Source organism: Imperialibacter roseus, from assembly GCF_032999765.1.
In the GTDB taxonomy this organism is placed as follows: domain Bacteria; phylum Bacteroidota; class Bacteroidia; order Cytophagales; family Cyclobacteriaceae; genus Imperialibacter; species Imperialibacter roseus.
In genome coordinates, this window is the sequence record NZ_CP136051.1 from 4,593,289 (window position 1) to 4,611,376 (window position 18,088).

At 47.1% G+C, this 18,088-nt stretch carries 18 protein-coding genes; 8 read left to right on the forward strand and 10 right to left on the reverse strand.

The annotated features are described in order from the left end of the window. Positions 1-239: 239 nt before the first annotated feature. The 9 genes from RT717_RS19440 to RT717_RS19480 all read right to left on the reverse strand — a co-directional run bounded on the left by RT717_RS19440 (position 240) and on the right by RT717_RS19480 (position 6,907). Complete coding sequence (locus RT717_RS19440; RefSeq protein WP_317488018.1) at positions 240-617, reverse strand: hypothetical protein; 378 nt, start codon at positions 615-617, stop codon at positions 240-242. Positions 618-642: 25 nt separating this feature from the next. Then, entirely contained in the window at positions 643-780 is a 138-nt protein-coding gene (locus RT717_RS19445) for a DUF2256 domain-containing protein (protein WP_317488019.1), read from the reverse strand. After that, positions 777-1,412, reverse strand: a complete 636-nt coding sequence (locus RT717_RS19450) for a flavin reductase family protein (RefSeq protein WP_317488020.1) — start codon at positions 1,410-1,412, stop codon at positions 777-779. The genes RT717_RS19445 and RT717_RS19450 overlap by 4 nt, the downstream gene beginning before the upstream one ends. Before the next feature lie 39 nt (positions 1,413-1,451). After that, the gene (locus RT717_RS19455) at positions 1,452-1,730 is read right to left on the reverse strand and encodes a TIGR03643 family protein (protein WP_317488021.1); all 279 of its coding nucleotides are present in this window, start codon (positions 1,728-1,730) and stop codon (positions 1,452-1,454) included. A 183-nt stretch (positions 1,731-1,913) separates the two neighbouring features. After that, positions 1,914-3,539: a M28 family metallopeptidase gene (locus tag RT717_RS19460; RefSeq protein ID WP_317488022.1), complete on the reverse strand. Its 1,626-nt coding sequence runs from the start codon at positions 3,537-3,539 to the stop codon at positions 1,914-1,916. A 181-nt stretch (positions 3,540-3,720) separates the two neighbouring features. Beyond that, positions 3,721-4,335 carry a zeta toxin family protein gene (locus tag RT717_RS19465; protein ID WP_317488023.1) on the reverse strand — a complete coding sequence of 205 codons (615 nt, stop codon included), beginning with the start codon at positions 4,333-4,335 and terminating at the stop codon, positions 3,721-3,723. A 463-nt stretch (positions 4,336-4,798) separates the two neighbouring features. After that, positions 4,799-5,344 (reverse strand): pyridoxamine 5'-phosphate oxidase family protein, encoded by a 546-nt coding sequence (locus RT717_RS19470; protein WP_317488024.1) that lies wholly within the window; start codon positions 5,342-5,344, stop codon positions 4,799-4,801. Between the two features lie 244 nt (positions 5,345-5,588). Beyond that, positions 5,589-6,134, reverse strand: a complete 546-nt coding sequence (locus RT717_RS19475; RefSeq protein WP_317488025.1) for a dihydrofolate reductase family protein — start codon at positions 6,132-6,134, stop codon at positions 5,589-5,591. 89 nt (positions 6,135-6,223) lie between these two features. Then, positions 6,224-6,907, reverse strand: coding sequence for a hypothetical protein (locus tag RT717_RS19480; RefSeq protein WP_317488026.1), 684 nt, complete (start codon positions 6,905-6,907; stop codon positions 6,224-6,226). 194 nt (positions 6,908-7,101) lie between these two features. On the opposite strand from RT717_RS19480, the gene RT717_RS19485 reads away from it, so the two are divergent. The 4 genes from RT717_RS19485 (at position 7,102) to RT717_RS19500 (ending at position 11,743) form a co-directional block, all read left to right on the forward strand. Then, a complete protein-coding gene (locus tag RT717_RS19485) occupies positions 7,102-7,920 on the forward strand; it encodes a hypothetical protein (protein ID WP_317488027.1) in 819 nt (272 codons plus the stop codon). 10 nt (positions 7,921-7,930) lie between these two features. After that, a complete protein-coding gene (locus RT717_RS19490) occupies positions 7,931-8,734 on the forward strand; it encodes a hypothetical protein (RefSeq protein WP_317488028.1) in 804 nt (267 codons plus the stop codon). Between the two features lie 108 nt (positions 8,735-8,842). Continuing rightward, positions 8,843-10,303, forward strand: a complete 1,461-nt coding sequence (locus RT717_RS19495) for an NAD(P)/FAD-dependent oxidoreductase (protein WP_317488029.1) — start codon at positions 8,843-8,845, stop codon at positions 10,301-10,303. A 348-nt stretch (positions 10,304-10,651) separates the two neighbouring features. After that, a complete protein-coding gene (locus RT717_RS19500; protein ID WP_317488030.1) occupies positions 10,652-11,743 on the forward strand; it encodes a PAS domain-containing sensor histidine kinase in 1,092 nt (363 codons plus the stop codon). A 27-nt stretch (positions 11,744-11,770) separates the two neighbouring features. On the opposite strand, the gene RT717_RS19505 is transcribed toward RT717_RS19500, so the two are convergent. Then, on the reverse strand, positions 11,771-13,300 hold the full coding sequence (locus RT717_RS19505) for a SulP family inorganic anion transporter (protein ID WP_317488031.1): 1,530 nt from the start codon (positions 13,298-13,300) through the stop codon (positions 11,771-11,773). A gap of 273 nt (positions 13,301-13,573) precedes the next feature. Between RT717_RS19505 and RT717_RS19510 the strand changes: the two genes are divergently transcribed. From RT717_RS19510 to RT717_RS19525, 4 genes are all read left to right on the forward strand, one after another. Beyond that, a complete protein-coding gene (locus RT717_RS19510) occupies positions 13,574-14,380 on the forward strand; it encodes a sialate O-acetylesterase (protein ID WP_317488032.1) in 807 nt (268 codons plus the stop codon). Between the two features lie 102 nt (positions 14,381-14,482). Next, positions 14,483-15,469 (forward strand): aldo/keto reductase, encoded by a 987-nt coding sequence (locus RT717_RS19515; protein WP_317488033.1) that lies wholly within the window; start codon positions 14,483-14,485, stop codon positions 15,467-15,469. A 31-nt stretch (positions 15,470-15,500) separates the two neighbouring features. Then, positions 15,501-17,318, forward strand: a complete 1,818-nt coding sequence (locus RT717_RS19520; RefSeq protein ID WP_317488034.1) for a DUF885 domain-containing protein — start codon at positions 15,501-15,503, stop codon at positions 17,316-17,318. A 19-nt stretch (positions 17,319-17,337) separates the two neighbouring features. Then, entirely contained in the window at positions 17,338-17,955 is a 618-nt protein-coding gene (locus RT717_RS19525; protein ID WP_317488035.1) for a M23 family metallopeptidase, read from the forward strand. The last annotated feature ends 133 nt before the right edge of the window (positions 17,956-18,088 follow it).

Here is an 18,088-nt window from a genome sequence, read left to right on the forward strand (position 1 = left end):
AGTGACAAAGAAGGTGATGTGCCTTTGTAAGATTTTTACATGTGAAGACACACGAAAAAAGACAACGCTTCTCCGATGCCAAGGTGAAGAAATGTAAGCGTTAAGGCGTTACACTATCAAAGGGCATTTTTACATATATCCCATGTTTGGGTAGTTGAATAAACATTCAGGTACAGAAACACCTAATCGGCGATGAAAACAAGACATGCCACACGTAAGGAAAGTATTCTGCCAGCCTTTTATCTAAAGTATTTCACAATCATCCGGGCACCCGCATACGCCGAAGCAATTTGCACCCAGGCAATGATCGGGCTAAGCATATACACAATCGCCGGGAATTCCTTCCATAAAGTACTCAGCACCCAAGACACGAGCACGATATACAAAATATTGCCAATGAGGGAGGCAATAAGTTTGAAGCCCAACGTGTAAATGGGATAAGAAAAGGTGGCCGCAATGACCGCCATTAGTCGGATTATTTCTTTCGACCATCCTATTCTTGAGTAGATGAAAAAAATGGCAAGAGCCATGAGCAAAAACAGGCCCAGCCACACATACCTGAGCACATTATTGATCCAACCTAGCTTGTCTACTACCTCTTGAGCTGTGGCTTTCATTTTTGCTGCCATTAAGGTCCAAATTTCATCCTTTTGACTTGCTTCGTCTGCACTTTTCGCTGCAATAGATCACCTCGCTCCAATTGAGTTCCCATTTCTTTCGCCAGGCAAACGGCCTTTCACAAACGGGGCAAATTTTGGTCGGCAAATGCGGCTTTTTCATTTACTGAAATCTGGCACCTCACTCACTCTGGCATAGGGAAAATCGGCGACCTTCTCGAGTTTATAATAGGAGTTTAGGCCTGAAATACCAACACCGTCTGCCACCCCCAGGTCAATATATCCCTGCTTATTTATCGCTTCGTCGGGCACAATCAGGTGTTCAATTTGCCCCACAATCATGGTTGTGCCGGTAGAATGGATTGCCACATTTTCCACGTGCTTCAGTCCCATCTTCAGCGTGCTTTCCTTCACAAAAGGCGCATGGAAATCATACAACGTTTCCTCCGTCAGGCCGCAAGCATCGAACTCGGATACATCGTAATCGAATTTGGCGGAAGTATAGTGAGCGTTCCTGATAAAAGCCGTCCGAATATGATTGATGGTAAACCATCCGTTTTCAAGGATATTCTCCTGCGTATGCCGCCTCACCTCTTCGCTTGGGCGCACGATAAACCCCAAATAGGAGGGGTTGCTTCCCAGATGCACCACCGAGCTAATGATTGCCAGGTTGGCTTGCCCCGTATTGGAGCGAGTCCCGATCAGATTTCCGGGCTTTATGCCCGAGACAGAATTGATGATATTGAGTCGCCTTACCTTTTCTGTGTTGGCTAAATCGGCTTTTGAGAAGTGCATCTTAATTTTTTTGGGGATGTGTTGAGAGAAGGAAAAAGATCACCGTTTGCTGATTTTGTTGTGCGTGATCTGACGTTGGCTGGCACATTTGAAACGTTCTATGGCTTCATTGCGCTTTTTCAAATGTTTCTGGCTAACACCACTATTGACACGCTTTCGCCATAGTCTGAAACTCGATGCCCTGAGCGTCCGCCTCATGAGATCAATCACTTCTTTTTCTTGCAGCTGAAACTGGTGTTCAATCGCTTCGAAGGGTGTGCGGTCTTCCCAGGCCATTTCGATTACCCTGTCTATGTCATTTTGTGCGAGTTGGCTCATTGACGCTTTGCGTAGTAGCAATCATTCTAAGAACCACTGGGAACCAAAACTGTTTGTATTTGAGCCAGGAAAGTCTCGTACTATGTTTCTCAATAACTATTTGGAGTGACTAAACCCGATCCGCATGAGCTGGTGAGCCTGCTCTTGACAGCTGGGAGATTTAGCCAGCGCTGCAAGGCTTCGTCACTCCTGCCTCTTCCTCGCAGCCTTGAACTCGCTCCCATCGTACCATTTGGGGAAGTAGTCTTCGTTAGCCAACTTCAGGCCCACCTCAAACATCAACTGGGCATCAAATTGCACGCCGGTCAAATTGGTGGTCGCAGGGTCGTATTCATCGGAGGGCTGGTGGTATTGGTAAGTTTCGTAGTGGTCGGCCATTTCTTTGATCTGATCCACGCTGTAGTCGAAGCCCTCATAACTGCCCGACGCATACAAAGCAGGGATGCCAATTTTGGCGAAGTTGAAGTGGTCGGAGCGGAAGAAGTAGCCTTTCTCCTTGTTGGGATCGGGGATCACATAGCGGCCCTGTTTTTTGGCGGCGGTGGCAGCGTACTCATCCATTTCAGAATGCCCAAAGCCGGTAATGGTCAGGTCTTTCATTCGCCCGGGACTGGAGAGGGCATCCATATTGATATTGGCGACCGTTTTTTCCGGATCATAAATGGGATGCTCTGAATAATACGCTGAGCCCAGCAAGCCCTGCTCTTCGCCGGTCACAGCTATGAACACAATGGATCGCTTCGTAGGAGCCTCTTTTTTGAAAGCTTCGGCAATAGCCAGCAAACAGGCAGTACCTGACGCATTGTCCACAGCACCGTTGTAAATAGAATCACCATCGATGGGTCGCCCCACACCAAAATGATCCCAATGGCCGGAGTAAATAATGTATTCGTCCTTTCGGTCTGTGCCGGGCAGCAAAGCCACCACGTTTTTGGACACGTCTCTTTTGATGCTGTTGGTAACTTTTACAGACGCTGTGAAGCCAAGCGGCACCGGCTTGAACCCCTTGGTTCTGGCCATTTGGTTGTAATCTTTGTTTTCCAGTGTAGTAGCGGCAAACAAATCATCTGCTGCCTGTGTGGATATCCACCCCTGCACGTCGGCCACGGGACGGTCGCTTTCCAGATTGAGCTGAGGGCCTGTCCAGCCCGACTGAATCACATTCCAGCCATAGGAAGCCTTCTCGGTTTCATGGATGATGATAACACCAGCAGCTCCCTGGCGGCCGGCCTCTTCATATTTGTAAGTCCAGCGACCGTAGTAAGTCATTTCATCCCCTTTGAACAAAGTAGAATCTCCCGACTTGAAGCCAGGATCGTTGACCAATACAACGGCGGTTTTACCAGCCCAGTCGATGCCCTCGTAGTCGTTCCAGCCATACTCGGGCGCCACTATTCCGTAACCGGCAAATACCAGCTCGGAGTTTTCAAGGCTTACCTCAGGGGTAGGTTTGAGGGTGAGGGCGACAAAGTCTTTCATAAAGCCCAGCTCCATGGTTTTACCCCGACCGCTGATGATCATTTTCTCTGAAGGCGTACCAGTGATTTCTACCATGGGCACCTCCTGAAAATAGCTGTTGCCATTGCCTGGCTTTAACCCTAGTTTAGCAAACTCATCCTTCAGGTAATTGACGGTTTTGGTTTCTCCTTCGGTAAAAGGCATTCTTCCCAGAAATTCATTGGAGGCCAGCTGACCGATTTGCTGACCAATGGTAGACTCTTCGACTGTGACTGGTGTTGCCTTTTGCTTTGTTTCAGGATTACAGGCCGCCAGCAAAGCCAATAGGAACAGGGGTAGGTACTTTTTCATTGGGTTGAGGTTTATGAGTGGTTTTTAAAGTTTGCTAGCAAAAACACAGAATGATGGAGATTATTTCTCCATTATAAAAGTAGAGGCTTAAGGTGAGGTTCTCTGATTTGAATATAGGTTTAAAGGGCAAGGGGAGCAAATTCGAAGGGAAACATGCTTATCAATAGCTTCGATAAACTGGTCAATGCCAGTTCTCGCAAGCCATTTTAGCGATAGTAGGAATAAGTAATTTCAAGAATTCAGGAAATTCAGAAAAATAAATCAACTGACCTTCCTTAGCAGACAGAATGTGATGCGGTTCTTCTTTATAGAAACTGGAATCAAAAAGGTGGACAAAATCGAATTGAGCGAACTGCTGGTCGAGATTCTCAAAGCCCAATTTATAACGCTCCTCAATTTCGTTGTCAGGCACAAAGTGACCCCCATTCTCCACTCTAATACGTACTCTCTCCTTCGCTTTTTCGACAGAGTCCAGGCAAAAAAAGAATAAATTCAGCTCAAAACCCGCTGCACGGAACATCTCGGGCCAGTGCATTGGCGTTGAGTTAAAGTTTGTTTCATAACAAAAATCCCGCTGTAGTTTAATAGAGTTTGTCACCGAATATTTTAGTAATTGCCTGGTTTTGTTGTGTGCAATATCAGCCCGAAGTTCTGAATCATACATTGCGTTATAGACCTTCAGAAACTCTTTGTCGTAGTCAAATGATGCAACTCCTATTGGTGTAACTGCCTTGGCATAGGAAGACTTCCCAGATCCATTGCAACCGCCAATAACAAACAGCCTGGCCTTAGACATTAATTAAACTGGGGGGAAGGAGTAGGCTTTTTTGTCAACTTTCCGGAAGAAAGCTTTTCCTCATATACTTTGATTTCCTTTTTGATTCGAGGCATTTCTTTTTTGAGCTTTTTCTGAAGCTCTTTCAAGAATTCTTCTATCGTGTTATGATCTCCCACAAACAAATTTATAAAATTTCAAACTAAGCGGCAATGCTGTAGTGGTTTACCCAAAGCATTTGCCAAACATCGTCCACACTACCCTAGCGATTTGAAAATCAATCGTGGTGTCTTGAACCACTTCTTGTAGGAGACGATCAATCCAAACGGATGTATATTCATTGCTGAGCTATGCATTTGCTAACCTTAGTGTGTCGGGGGCTACTTGTAGTTTTTCTTATTCGGATCAGAGATACTACTGCGCCTTCGGGGTTTCTCCGAACAGATTAAAAATCCCGAAGAGCGACCGTATCAACCATGCGATGCTACTCTCTAAGTATCCCCGTTTCAAATCCGTCAATGCTCTCTGTGTTTCTATTCTTCCAGTAGTCTTCAATTCCCTCAGTCCCTTGTTTGGCCGACCAGTCGTTCAAAATAGTTCGCTCCTCTTTGAAATCCATGTAGGGCACGGCAAATCCGCACGACGTTTGCACCAAATCGACATGCATTTCAATGACTTGCCTGGAGCCCGTGTTTTCAGGAAACTGACCGATATATTCCTGGAATTTGCTGTCTCGTTTATGATAGATCTTAGCGTTTCCATAAAGCCTGAGAATCAAAGGCTTCCCCTCAAATGCACAGAACATAACCGTCATTCTATCATTCTTCAATAAATGAGCGGCTGTTTCGTTTCCGCTTCCTGTTAAGTTGAGCCAAATAATTTTGTTGTCATCCAACACCCGAAAGGCATCGGTGCCTTTAGGCGACACGTTCACTCTGCCTTCGTCCGCCGCAGTTCCCACAAAAAATATCTTTTGATTCTCAATGAATGTCTTCAATTCTGGTGTGATGGCATCTAATCTCTTCCCCATTCTTTCTTCATTTCTATGAGCGGATATTCCACGTACTGTACCGGTAAGGTATCAATTTCCGGGAAATTAGTGAGTGATATTCTACTGCAAACTGGTGAGGCCAGTGCTTTTCGTACCAGACAAAAGGTTGTCGAAGCTGTTCCTTAATCCAATTGGAGAAACAGGATCAGAGATCTTACGATCTGCCCTCGGAATCAAAATTTCGAAGAGCTTGGGAACGACACCTCCACCAGTTTACAGTCACCTATTTTTTGTGCTCATAAATAACCTGCACCACACCTGACCGAAACACATTTGTTTTAAGCAGCTTGAGATTGAGCCGCTCCCTCAGGTTTCCGAACAGGGGCTTACCCGCCCCCAGCACCGTCGGGTGAATAGACAGCCTGTAGATGTCGATCAACTGCAGGTCGATAAATGTTTCTATCAGGCTGGCTCCACCGTACAACCAAATGTCCCTGCCCTCCTTTTCCTTGAGCTCTCTGACTTTGTCAGCTAAGCCTGAAGCAATAAACGTGGCCTTCCCGTCAGACTTTGGTTGGGTAGAAAAAACGTATTTCTTTTTCGAGTGAACGCCTGCCCAAATGGACTTTTCGGTCTCACTAGCATTTGTATCGGGTTGAAAATTACCCCACATGTCGTAGCTCACTCTGCCGTAAAAAATAGTGTCGATGCTGGAAAGAAACCCACTAAAATCCATATCATCGTCCATTATACACCAATCAATTTCGCCGTTGGGCCCTTCGATAAACCCGTCCAGAGTGACCGCTAAATCTAAGATTACGTTCCCCATTACGAATGCATATTGTTTTATGCTAATTAAAGAAACACTTGTCACTTTTCAGACTCTCAACGGCAGAGATAACCCCTCATCGACTGAAATCATAACGTGTTGAGGTAGTCGACTATCTTCTCCATGTCCTCTGCCTTCTTGAATTTCAGTCGGTTCGACTTTATAAAGCTCTTTACTTGCTGGGCATAGGGCTCAACTACATCGTAAAATGCACTTTGGTCTATTTTAGCCGTAGCATTATATCCCTCCTCCTCAAGCATATTTCTTGGTCTGGAAATCTGAAAGGCGGTACCTCGCTTCTCAAGAAACAGCATTTCTTCACTCTCAACATAGGTAAAAAAACCAACCACTATCCAGCCCGATATTGGCGGCAAAATAAAGCCCATCGCTTTTCTATCTGGTACGTATGACTTATACAAAGAGTAGTAAGGCCCCTTTCTCACAAGCCGTTGGAAGCTTCGTTGATTGGTCGGTTTATCAGTGTACTTCGTTTGCACCGTCTCAAAAAAAACGGTGTCGGCAGCCCCTTTTCTCTGATCTATAAAAAAGAATGACACTACCTTGTCGGGAGGATAGGCTTTGATTCCCTGTTCGGTTTTGAGCAGCAGGGTTCCTTCTCTGGTGGTGGCATCCATCCCAATTCCGCCCGTCAAGATCGTCTCTCCCGTATTGACTTCTCCCTCCACCCACTCAATTTTGTCGAGATTGGCTTGCCCATACGACTTCAGCACAACCAGTGTCAACAGACAAGCCAGCATTTGTAAATTTTTCATCGTAAAACAGTCGCTTGTACGACCCTTATTTTTGCGCTCAAGATATGAGCAATTTTTTAAGAAACTAGCCGACAGTCGAGAAATGGTTCTGAGGTAGTAAATGCTGGCAGGAGCAAATATTTTTCCCAATAAAGCCTTGCCAAACACAACCTTATTTTAGTGAATCTTGTATATTTTCGTCAAAATCCTTCAAAATGAACCCACGTTGGCTCAAACACCCAGCCGTATGTTTAACTAAAACTGGGATATTCATTTTTCTTTCAACTTCTTGCCTGGCTCAATCGCCGGATAGCGCTAAATCCCTGATTAGATTTTCCGGCAGTTACAGCTTTTCGCATCTCGATAGGTCTGAGCAATTGGCAATCGACGAAAATGCCTTCACATACTATGGCATTAACAACACCAGTTATTCCCTTTCTTTGGCCTTCATCAGAAGGATAAAGGGAAATTTCTGGCTCGGCGCCGGCATTTCGTATCGAAGTCTCAACAGTGTATATAACCCCTCGAAAGATGTGCCGGAGGTGTCCTGCCGGGGCTATTGCACGATATCGTCCTACACCTACAGCAAGACACGGGACTGGGCCCTGAGCCCGGAAATTACTGCTCTCTACAGCTTGAGGCTCCATAAGAACATTTCATTCATTGGGAGTATGTTTTCGAGGTATGAGTTTGGGGATGTTGCATCGTTTTCGGAACGGAGATGGCAGAAATACGCTGACGGCTATACACCACCGAACCTCGGCACCATCCACGACAATGGGATACCATATGGCGAGGTCACAGGCGGTTCTTTTGACTACCCCAGGGAATACCAAAAAATAATCGTCGGAATCAGCCCCGGGCTTAGGTTCAATTTTGCAAAGAAACTAGGGGTAGACCTTGGCCTTGGGGGCATTCAGTACGGAAGAAAAATCAAAGACGCCAGAACCAGCGATATAACTAACAAATCGCAGGAATGGCAGATCAACTTTAACCCCAGGAGGTGGAGTATTGGCGTTTGGTATGCTCTTTAACAATCAGCACATGGCAAAAGAAAACAACCTACAAGAATCCCCTCGCCTACAACCATCAACACCAGCACAAACAAGATTGACGCTGCTAAGTCTTTTGTTCGTACTGCTAGCGGGCGCAAAGGCTTTTGCCCAAGCCGATGTTTCCTACGTGATAAAAGCAGCCGGTTCTTTCCACTCCTCTTACAAAGATTTTTTTGACTTGAACCCGTACTACCCTGTTTCTATCGGCTCGCAAATGGGCAGCAAGACTATTGTGAGCACTTACGGAATTGGTGTTGCAAAAAGAATCAACGATCATTTCTTCGGCGGCATAGCTTTTTCTCAAACTGTGAATTCCGAAGAAATAAACCCTAAAAAGGACATTCCTTCATATGGATCCTACGGCTTTTATCTGGATCAGTACTCTAATCAAAAACAGTCAATCACCGCAACTTCTCCAGATGCCTTCGTGCAAAATAACTATCTAATAGCTGGCGGATTTTATGCTGTTCTTGACCTTTATGTCGGCTATATGTGGATGGCTGAAAAGCGATCGGGTACTGGGTACACTATTACCGAGATCGACGGCGGGCTTTATGGAACAAAAGGATCATACTACAGAAAGCAAACCCGTGAATACATGAAAACGGCACTGATGCCATCGCTTAGGTACAACTTCCATAAGAACATGGGAGTGGATGTGAGCCTGGGTCTTTTTCAGTTCAGGAAAAAAGTCAAAGAATCAATCATCAGCAATGCTGAACGCCGGGCCAGTTATTTTGACGCAAGCATCAGCCCTGACGTGTGGCAGTTTGGTTTTTGGATGGGATTCTGAGGTTTCTAAGGATATCAAATGGCATTGATCAAAATCATGTCCCCACTGTAACTACTGTCACATACTTCCTCCTCTGCCCTGCCGACATTTATGTAAAATATAAAGGACATGGCAAAGATCGTTGTACTCGGGGCCGGTATTTCCGGCCATACTGCCGCCTCCCACCTGCGGCGCAAGCTGTCAAAGAAACACGAGGTGCTGGTGGTGTCACCCAACAGCAATTACCAGTGGATACCCTCCAATATTTGGGTAGGTATTGGGCGAATGACCCGCAAAGACACGGTATTTCCTCTGACCCCACTTTACAAAAGGAAAGGCATCGGCTTCAAGCAGGCCAAAGTGGTCACGTTCCATCCGGAGGGCGATGTTGAGGAAAGCATGCCCTTTGTGAAGGTTGAATACACCTCCCCCGACAAAAAAGGGCAGCAGGAAAAGGTCACTTACGATTACCTGATCAACGCTACGGGGCCGAAGCTGGCGTTTGACATGACGGAAGGCATGGCACCTGGCACCAACAAGGCTTACTCTGTTTGCACTTACGACCATGCAGAACACGCCTGGGAAGGACTAAAGGTATTGATCGACAAGCTAAAATCATCGGGCGAAAGAGCCAAAATCCTCATCGGCACCGGACACCCCAAAGCTACCTGCCAGGGGGCTGCATTCGAGTACATCCTCAATGTAGAAAAAGAGCTTGTCAGGTTTGGCGTAAGAGACCTGGTCGACATCACCTGGATTTCCAACGAATACGCCCTCGGCGACTTCGGCATCGACGGTATGCTGCTCAGCTATGGCAACGAAGTGATGAAGTCGAGCGACATGATGGAGATGGTCTTCCGGGATCGGGGCATTCGCTGGATAACAGGCGCCGGAGTTACCAAACTGGAAGACGGCAAAGCCCACTATGAAAACCTCGACGGGGAATATAAAACCGAGGAGTTTGATTTCGCCATGCTGATCCCGGCTTTTTCGGGCCACGGCTTCAAAGCCTACGACAAAGCAGGAGGCGACATCACCGACAGGCTCTTCAAGGGCTTCATGGTCGTTGATGCCGACTATACCCCCAGGCCATACGAAGAATGGACCGTGCAGGACTGGCCGGAAACCTACCAAAACCCTTCCTACCCTAATATTTTCGCCCCGGGCATTGCTTTCGCCCCTCCTCACACAATATCGAGGCCAAGAAAGAGCAAAAACGGCACGGACATATTTCCCTCGCCCCCCAGAACAGGCATGCCTTCGGGCATCACTGCCAAGCTGGTGGCAGACAATATCATAGCGTCGGTCAACCACGGAAAAATCGCATTGCCTCACAAAGGCTCGATGGGCAATATGGGGGCGGCTTGTATCGCTTCAGCGGGATACGGGCATACACAGGGTACAGGCATCAGTATTACCACATTCCCCATTGTGCCGGACTACAAGAAGTATCCCAGCACCGGGGGAAGGGATATTCACAAAACGTTTGGCGACATTGGCCTGGCGGGGCACTGGGTCAAGCTCACTTTGCACTACGCCTTTCTGTACAAAGCTAAAATGCGGCCCTTTTGGTGGCTAATACCTGAATAAACGAACAATATCATGGCACAAATAATAACAAAATCGCAAAAAGCACGGATGCAAAATCCGATCATCCAATTTTTCAAATACCTCTGGCTTAATATCAAAATCATAAGGATAGTGGCGTTGGGTCATGGAGGAACGAGGAAGAGCTAGCCTGACACCTGACAAAAGAGCATCCCCTCCAAGCCGCCTGAAATGAATGCTGAGTTCTCATTTTCCTCTGAGTCCTCTTAGAGAGTCTCTGGGTGAGGTGGAAAATGGCAATTAATACAAAAACGGTTCGTTTCCATCTCAAAACGACTTGGCAATAGCCAATGAAAATCATTATACTCACAAAAAATTAGTCAGGTAAGAATGCAGGATGTGAGTAAGGAGCGCAATGAGGACGAGAAGATTAGGCTAGATCCCTTTTTTGAACTATCTCCTTATTTGCTGTGCATTGCCGGATACGACGGCTACTTCAGAAGAATAAACCCTGCCGTGTGCAAGCTACTGGGATACAGCCAGGAAGAACTATTGGCAAGGCCCATCAGCGATTTTATCTACCATGAAGACAGGCATCAAACAAAAGTCCACCGGGATGCGCTTTTAAAGAATGTTCCGCTGCTGGATTTCGAGAACCGATATGTAACGAAAGGTGGGGAAGTGGTTTGGCTTTCCTGGAATTCGATGCCCTACGATTCGAAGCAACTCGTTTATGCTATTGCAAAAAACATCACCCACAAGAAAAGGATAGAAGAAGGAAGAGAGGCACTGCTGGCTGACCTCGCCGAGGCAAACAAGGACCTGAAGCAACTAAATTACACGACCTCACATGACCTGAGGTCTCCGGTCAACAACCTCCTCACGATAGTTGATCTGTTGGGGAACTCAAATATTCAGAGTAAAGTTGCTCTTGAGCTAATTCCTATCCTTAAGTCTGCTACAGAGAACCTCAATCAAACACTCAACGACTACCTGAACATTATAAGCCAAAAAGAGAGCCAGGTTGCTCCGATTGAAGAACTCGACCTGAAGCAAGTGTTGAGCACTGTAGTCAACTCTATCAATTCTTTGGCGAAAAACGCCAACGCTCAATTTGAAATTGACTTTTCGGAAGCAACCCACATCAGATTTAACAGGGCCTACCTGGAAAGCATCTTTCTCAATCTTATTACCAATTCGATCAAGTACCGGAGGCTCGATGTGGCACCGGTGATCTCCATTTCGAGTATCAGGTCGCACAATGCCATCCAACTTGTTTTCGCAGACAATGGGCTTGGTTTTGACATGAGCAAAGTAAAAGGGAAGATATTCGGGCTACACCAGCGCTTTCACAACCACAGCGACAGCAAGGGCATCGGCCTCTACCTGGTGCATAGCCATGTAACAAGTCTCGGCGGAAGCATCGAAGTAGCAAGTGAAGTCAATAAGGGGACTAAGTTTACCATTTCATTCAACGAGTGAAATGGTAAAAATCACCTCGCCTCCACCTCAAATGGTATCCACAGCCACTTTGTAGGTCGGATCTTCCATCACATTCACATCAATCAGCTGATCGGCATTTTGCAGCAGTTGTTTGCAGTCGGGGCTCAGGTGCTTCAAGTGCAGCTTTTTGCCCACTTTCTGGTAGCGCTCCGTAATTTTGTTGAGGGCCTCTATGGCCGACATGTCCACCACCCGGCTCTCGGCAAAATCGATAATGACCTCGTCGGGGTCGTTGGCCACATCAAATTTTTCATTGAAAGCAGCCACCGAGCCAAAGAACAGGGGGCCATATATTTCGTAGTGCTTTACTCCTTCAGCGTCGATGCTCTTTCTGGCTCTGATTCGCTTGGCGTTGTCCCAGGCAAAAACAAGTGCAGCAATGACTACACCCACCAGCACCGCCAGGGCAAGGTTGTGCAGAAACACAGTGACGAGCGTCACCATTACCATCACAAAAATATCGGACTTGGGCATTTTGTTGAAAGTCCTCAGGCTGGCCCACTCAAACGTGCCAATCGACACCATAATCATCAAGCCGGTAAGTGCCGCCATGGGCAGCTTTTCAACTAGGCCTGCGCCAAACATGATAAACACCAGCAACATCACAGCCGCCACAATGCCCGACAAACGGGCCCTGGCACCTGAAGAAACGTTGATAAGGCTTTGGCCAATCATGGCACAGCCGCCCATACCGGAAAACAATCCGGATAGGATATTGGCAGTACCCTGGGCCACTGCTTCCTTGTTTCCCCTGCCCCTTGTTTCGGTTATTTCATCAACAATATTAAGCGTAAGCAAGCTTTCGATCAGCCCTACGCCTGCCACTATAGCGGCATAGGGAAAAATGATGGTCAGGGTTTCAAGGGTAAAAGGAACTGAAGGCAGGTGAAATGGGGGAAAGCCGCCCTGGATGGAAGCAATATCGCCCACCGTCTTGGTGTCGATGCCAAAGAAATAAACGATGCCAAATACCAAAAGAAGGGCGGTTAAAGCGGCTGGAACGGCTTTCGTCAGCCGGGGCAGCCCCCAAATGACGAGCATAGTCAATAACACGAACCCAAGGAATATGTACAGTTGGCTACCCGACAACCAGTTGCCTGCGTCATCTTTGAATTGCGCCAGCTGCGACATGAAAATGATGATGGCCAGGCCATTCACAAAACCAAAAATAACCGGGTGAGGTACCAGGCGCATGAACTTGCCGAGACGGAGCGTGCCAGCGGCCAGCTGAATAATGCCAGCGAGGATCACCGTGGCAAAAACATATTCTACTCCGTGAGACACCACCAGCGAAACTATCACTACGGCTACTGCTCCTGTGGCACCAGAAATCATGCCCGGTCTTCCGCCGAAAATGGACGTAATCAGGCCCATGACAAATGCAGCGTAAAGTCCTGTGAGGGGAGACAGCCCTGCAATCAAAGCAAACGCAACAGCCTCAGGCACGAGGGCCATAGCCACCGTAAGACCTGATAAAATTTCAGTTTTATAGTTGACCTTTTGTGAGAGGTCGAAAAGGTTAAAATACTTTTTCATTAAAGTTTGATAAATGGCTTTTCACTCAGGGAATAGTGGCCCCAGGAGGAAATCAATATATTGTATTCGGAATTTATGGATGGGCGTTAAGCAGGTTGTTGGCTTGCCCTCTATTCATTTTCGGACTGCAAAGGTAGGGATAATCCGATGCAAACGAATCATTGGGTTTGAAAATACATCGGCTTATTTTGCATAGCTACCGCTTATATGCCCTCTTGTCGGTGCAAAGCAGGCACTTTGTGTATATTGTGATTTACCTGATCCTATTCAACCATGAAACTACTATCTTTAAAAACAGCCCTGCTCTGTTTCTTCCTCGGCTGCTTCCTGGGCTGCAGAGAACAAAGCGACAAGACATCAAACGAGAGCAAAACCTGGGTTTTTATCATGGCGGGCCAGTCGAACATGGCAGGACGGGGCGTTGTGGAGCCGCAGGATACGGTAACTAACCCCAGGATACTGACAATAGATTCGCTGGGTAACGTAATCAAAGCCAAAGAGCCGCTGCACTTTTACGAACCAAGCAGGGTGGGCCTCGACTGTGGCTTGTCTTTTGCCAAAACCCTTCTGTCTGAACTCCCAGGAAACGACACCATCATGATCATACCAACTGCTGTTGGTGGAAGCGCCATGTCGCAATGGCTGGGCGACTCTCTGTATCGCAACGTAAAGCTTCTCTCGAACTTCAAAGAAAAGGTAGCAATTGGAAGGCAGCACGGAGAAATCAAGGCCATTCTCTGGCATCAGGGAGAAAGCGACGCTAACGAAAGGTCAATTGAAGCCTATCCGAGCAAAATTCCCCAGCTGTTGAGCACTTTCCGATCCATCGTTCAAAACGATTCATTGCCAGTGTTAATGGGCGAGCTTGGCAGCTATTCCAACAACAATGACTATTGGCAGATGGTGAACAGAGCGATTCACGAGTATGCTGCTAGCGACAAAAATGTATCGGTGATTAGTACACAGGATTTGATTCACAAGGGAGACACCATACACTTCAATTCGCAGGGGCAAAGGGAAATTGGGAAACGATTTGCGGAGGGTTATTTGAATCTGACTAAATCAGCTTCTGGAGGGTGAATTTTCCAGCCAATACCCCTGCCCTAAAGGGTGGGCTGGAAAATTAACCTCGGCAAAAAAGTGACTATAAGTAAAAAAATGAAACGAATTTAATGGCAATAGATGAACTACAGAACTTTAGGCAAAACCAACTTCAATATCTCAGAAATCTCGCTTGGCACCTGGCAAGTGGGTGGTAAATGGGGCTCGCCATTTAGCGATGCCGAAGCTGACAAAATCATCAACACGGCTATTGATCGGGGTGTTAACTTTATTGACACAGCCGATGTATACGAGAACGGCCTGAGTGAAACGGCTGTAGGTCGGGTAGTTCGCTCCCGATCAGAACGCATTTACGTAGCCAGCAAATGCGGCAGACAAATCAGCCCGCACACTAGCGAAGGCTATCAGCCTAAAGTGCTCCAGAAGTTTGTGGAAGATAGCCTCAGGCGAACAGGCCTGGAAGCGCTGGATTTGATCCAGCTGCACTGCCCCCCTACTGAGGTCTACTATCGCCCCGAAATATTTGAGCTGTTTGAGCGACTGAAAGAGCAGGGGAAGATTCTTAATTTGGGCGTCAGCGTTGAAAAAGTGGAAGAAGCGTTGAAAGCCATTGAGTACGACAATGTGGCTACCGTGCAGATCATCTTCAACCTGTTTCGTCAGAGGCCTTCAAAGCTGTTTTTCAAAGAAGCTAAAAGAAGGAATGTGGGCATCATTGTGAGGGTTCCGCTGGCCAGCGGCTTGCTCACCGGCACCTACCATGCAAAAACAACTTTCGATTCGGGAGATCACCGAAACTTCAATAGGAATGGGGAGAAATTCGACAAAGGAGAGACTTTTTCGGGTATCGACTATGACCTGGGCTTGAAAGCCGTTGGTGAACTGAAGGCACTATTTCCGGGCGTGACCAATCTGGCACCCATTGCTCTCCGGTGGATACTTGGCTTTGAGGAAGTAAGCTGCATTATTCCCGGCGCATCGAAGGTTGAGCAGGTGTTGTCCAATTTATCCACCTACGACACGCCGCCACTTACAACAGCGCAGGTAATGGCGATGAACAAAATTTATGAAGCATACATCAAAAAAGAGGTGCACCAATTGTGGTGAGTACCCATTTCCGAAGCACTAAATCAACTTTATGAAGTCAATTAATGCCTGTTTTTTCGCAATGTTGCTAATAGCTGGTAGCTGCTCAAGCCCGAAACCCACTCAGCCACCAGGCCCCAACCCTGCCATCGACAGCCTTTTTGAAGCGTACAATCAATTCAAGCTGCGCATCAACCCCATAGAAGCCACCAAAGCAGGTGAATCTGAATACAACGACAAGGTAGCCAACTTCATTGCTGACGACTACCAGGCAGACCTTATAGAGAACTACACCAATTTTCTGGAGGCCCTTAGTGAATACGACTCCTCCATGGTGAGCCCGTCGCAATGGATGAGCATGCAGGTGATGGCCTGGGACTGTAAGATCAAACGAGAGGGCCTCACCAATACAATTGTGACCATGGCATCGCCTATTTACAACCTGCCCAACTTCGAACTGATGCCCATCCTTCAAATCCAGTCGCTGCACCTTTACTTTTCGCAGCTAGCCGGGGGGCAAAGCGTTCAGCCGTTTAATACAGTGAAAGATTATGACAACTGGCTGAAACGGATCGATGCGTACCTGCCCTTTTTGGACACCTGTGTGGTAAAGATGAGAGAGGGAATCGCCACGGGCATCGTGCCTCCCAAAACCCTTATTAAGAAAACCATTCCTCAACTGGATGGCTTTATCAACGACCCGCTATCCGAGCACTTGTACTACGCCCCTATTCGCCAGATGCCTGAGAGCTTTTCGTCAGAAGAAAAGGAAAGGCTCGCCAGCGCCTACAGCGACGCCATTCAAAACAAGCTCAAGCCGAAGTACAAAGAACTGCAAGACTTTCTCCTGAACAGCTATTTGTCTGCTGGCATGGAGACCTCCGGTCTTGGGGCTTTACCCAATGGTCCCGAAACATACAATTACCTGTTGCGGCTGCACACCACCACTAACCTGACGGCCGATGAGATTCATGAACTGGGTAAAAGTGAAGTAAAAAGGATTTTGGCTGAAATGGAAAAAGCGAAAGCTGCGACCGGCTTTGAAGGCGACATGAAGGCCTTTTTTGAGCATGTGCGAACCAGCAAAAGCCAAATGCCTTACACCGAACCAGAGCAGGTGATTGCCAGCTTCAACACAATAAGGACACGTGTCGAAGCCAGACTGGTGGAGGTATTTGACCTGAAGCCCAAAGCCACTTTCGACGTGCGAAGAACGGAAGCGTTTCGGGAAGCCTCGGCCAGCGCAGAATATGTGCCAGGCAGCAAAGATGCCACGAGGCCAGGCACCTTTTATGTGCCCATCCCAGATGTAACAAGCTACAACAAGTTTTCAGATGAGGCCCTGTTTCTTCATGAAGCTGTACCGGGGCACCACTATCAGCTTTCGCTGCAGCAGGAAAACGCTGACCTGCCTGAGTTTCTGCACCCGGAGAGCCTGGGTGTGTTTGTGGAGGGTTGGGCCTTGTATGCCGAGTCGCTGGGTAAGGAGCTTGGGCTGTATGAAGACCCTTACCAGTATTTCGGCATGCTCAGCATGGAAATGCACCGGGCGATCCGGCTAGTTGTCGACACGGGCATACATGCCAAAGGCTGGACGAGAGAGCAAGCGATCCAATATTCGCTCGACAATGAAGCAGAATCCGAAGCCTCCATTATTGCGTCTATCGAGCGCTACATGGCCACACCCGGTCAGGCTGTTTCCTACAAAATAGGCCAGCTGAAAATTCAGGAGTTGAGAAAAAAGGCTGAGGCTACCCTTGGTGACAAGTTCAGCATCAGGGAGTTTCACAATCAGGTGTTAAACTCAGGGAGTTTGCCATTGGTTCTTCTGGAAAAGAAAATCAACGGTTGGATTGAGAAAATAAGGTAACTGATTGATAATAGAAACAATGGTCACAGTATCTAATATCAGTATGTTTGTACTACTATCAGTCTTCGCTTTACCCAGTGACGTAGGCAAACTTTTAATACCGCTCAAAGCGATCAACCGAAGTTCAACGAATTCCATAGTGCTGACCGACATTGGCGAATTTGGCTTGCTGAGAAAAGAAAGACCCGGCATTCCGGCGCACTATCACACTGGCATTGATATCAAAAGACCTTCAGACAACTATATCAGCGAACCCATTTTTGCCATCAGTGAAGGCGTGGTAATCAGCAAACGGACAGACGGGCCTTATGCCCAACTAATTATTGAACATCAGGATGAAAAGGGAAAATTTTGGACTCTATATGAGCATATCGCTGGTGTTGAAGTAGAGTTGTATCAACCAGTAACCCCCGACAGACCAATAGCACGGTTCATGAACACAATGGAGCTGGATAAACATGGCTGGCAGTTCGACCACTTTCATTTTGAAGTATTGAAAGTGGCACCAACTCCCCTCCAAAAAGACACAACGAAACCAGAAAGGTATTTTTCCTCATATACATTGGCTTGCTATACCAGAGAGGACTTGAGAAAGTACTTTCATCATCCTTTGGAGTTTTTGAGCGAGCGGTTATGACCGAATGCTGTAGCAATGGCTTCCGAGTCGCCGTTTTGTTAATGCTGCTGATCCAGGGCGAACCGCTGACGACTAGAAGAACTGATGGCTGAGAGTCCGTCAATTTTTCCTATTTTTATTGAACACCCAAAGT

Excerpts from the sequence above, each read along its gene's own strand:
- RT717_RS19440 (WP_317488018.1), bottom strand. The coding sequence starts at position 617 with ATGAAAGCCACAGCTCAAGAGGTAGTAGACAAGCTAGGTTGGATCAAT.
- RT717_RS19445 (WP_317488019.1), bottom strand. The coding sequence starts at position 780 with ATGAAAAAGCCGCATTTGCCGACCAAAATTTGCCCCGTTTGTGAAAGG.
- RT717_RS19450 (WP_317488020.1), bottom strand. The coding sequence starts at position 1,412 with ATGCACTTCTCAAAAGCCGATTTAGCCAACACAGAAAAGGTAAGGCGA.
- RT717_RS19455 (WP_317488021.1), bottom strand. The coding sequence starts at position 1,730 with ATGAGCCAACTCGCACAAAATGACATAGACAGGGTAATCGAAATGGCC.
- RT717_RS19460 (WP_317488022.1), bottom strand. The coding sequence starts at position 3,539 with ATGAAAAAGTACCTACCCCTGTTCCTATTGGCTTTGCTGGCGGCCTGT.
- RT717_RS19465 (WP_317488023.1), bottom strand. The coding sequence starts at position 4,335 with ATGTCTAAGGCCAGGCTGTTTGTTATTGGCGGTTGCAATGGATCTGGG.
- RT717_RS19470 (WP_317488024.1), bottom strand. The coding sequence starts at position 5,344 with ATGGGGAAGAGATTAGATGCCATCACACCAGAATTGAAGACATTCATT.
- RT717_RS19475 (WP_317488025.1), bottom strand. The coding sequence starts at position 6,134 with ATGGGGAACGTAATCTTAGATTTAGCGGTCACTCTGGACGGGTTTATC.
- RT717_RS19480 (WP_317488026.1), bottom strand. The coding sequence starts at position 6,907 with ATGAAAAATTTACAAATGCTGGCTTGTCTGTTGACACTGGTTGTGCTG.
- RT717_RS19485 (WP_317488027.1), top strand. The coding sequence starts at position 7,102 with ATGAACCCACGTTGGCTCAAACACCCAGCCGTATGTTTAACTAAAACT.
- RT717_RS19490 (WP_317488028.1), top strand. The coding sequence starts at position 7,931 with ATGGCAAAAGAAAACAACCTACAAGAATCCCCTCGCCTACAACCATCA.
- RT717_RS19495 (WP_317488029.1), top strand. The coding sequence starts at position 8,843 with ATGGCAAAGATCGTTGTACTCGGGGCCGGTATTTCCGGCCATACTGCC.
- RT717_RS19500 (WP_317488030.1), top strand. The coding sequence starts at position 10,652 with ATGCAGGATGTGAGTAAGGAGCGCAATGAGGACGAGAAGATTAGGCTA.
- RT717_RS19505 (WP_317488031.1), bottom strand. The coding sequence starts at position 13,300 with ATGAAAAAGTATTTTAACCTTTTCGACCTCTCACAAAAGGTCAACTAT.
- RT717_RS19510 (WP_317488032.1), top strand. The coding sequence starts at position 13,574 with ATGAAACTACTATCTTTAAAAACAGCCCTGCTCTGTTTCTTCCTCGGC.
- RT717_RS19515 (WP_317488033.1), top strand. The coding sequence starts at position 14,483 with ATGAACTACAGAACTTTAGGCAAAACCAACTTCAATATCTCAGAAATC.
- RT717_RS19520 (WP_317488034.1), top strand. The coding sequence starts at position 15,501 with ATGAAGTCAATTAATGCCTGTTTTTTCGCAATGTTGCTAATAGCTGGT.
- RT717_RS19525 (WP_317488035.1), top strand. The coding sequence starts at position 17,338 with ATGGTCACAGTATCTAATATCAGTATGTTTGTACTACTATCAGTCTTC.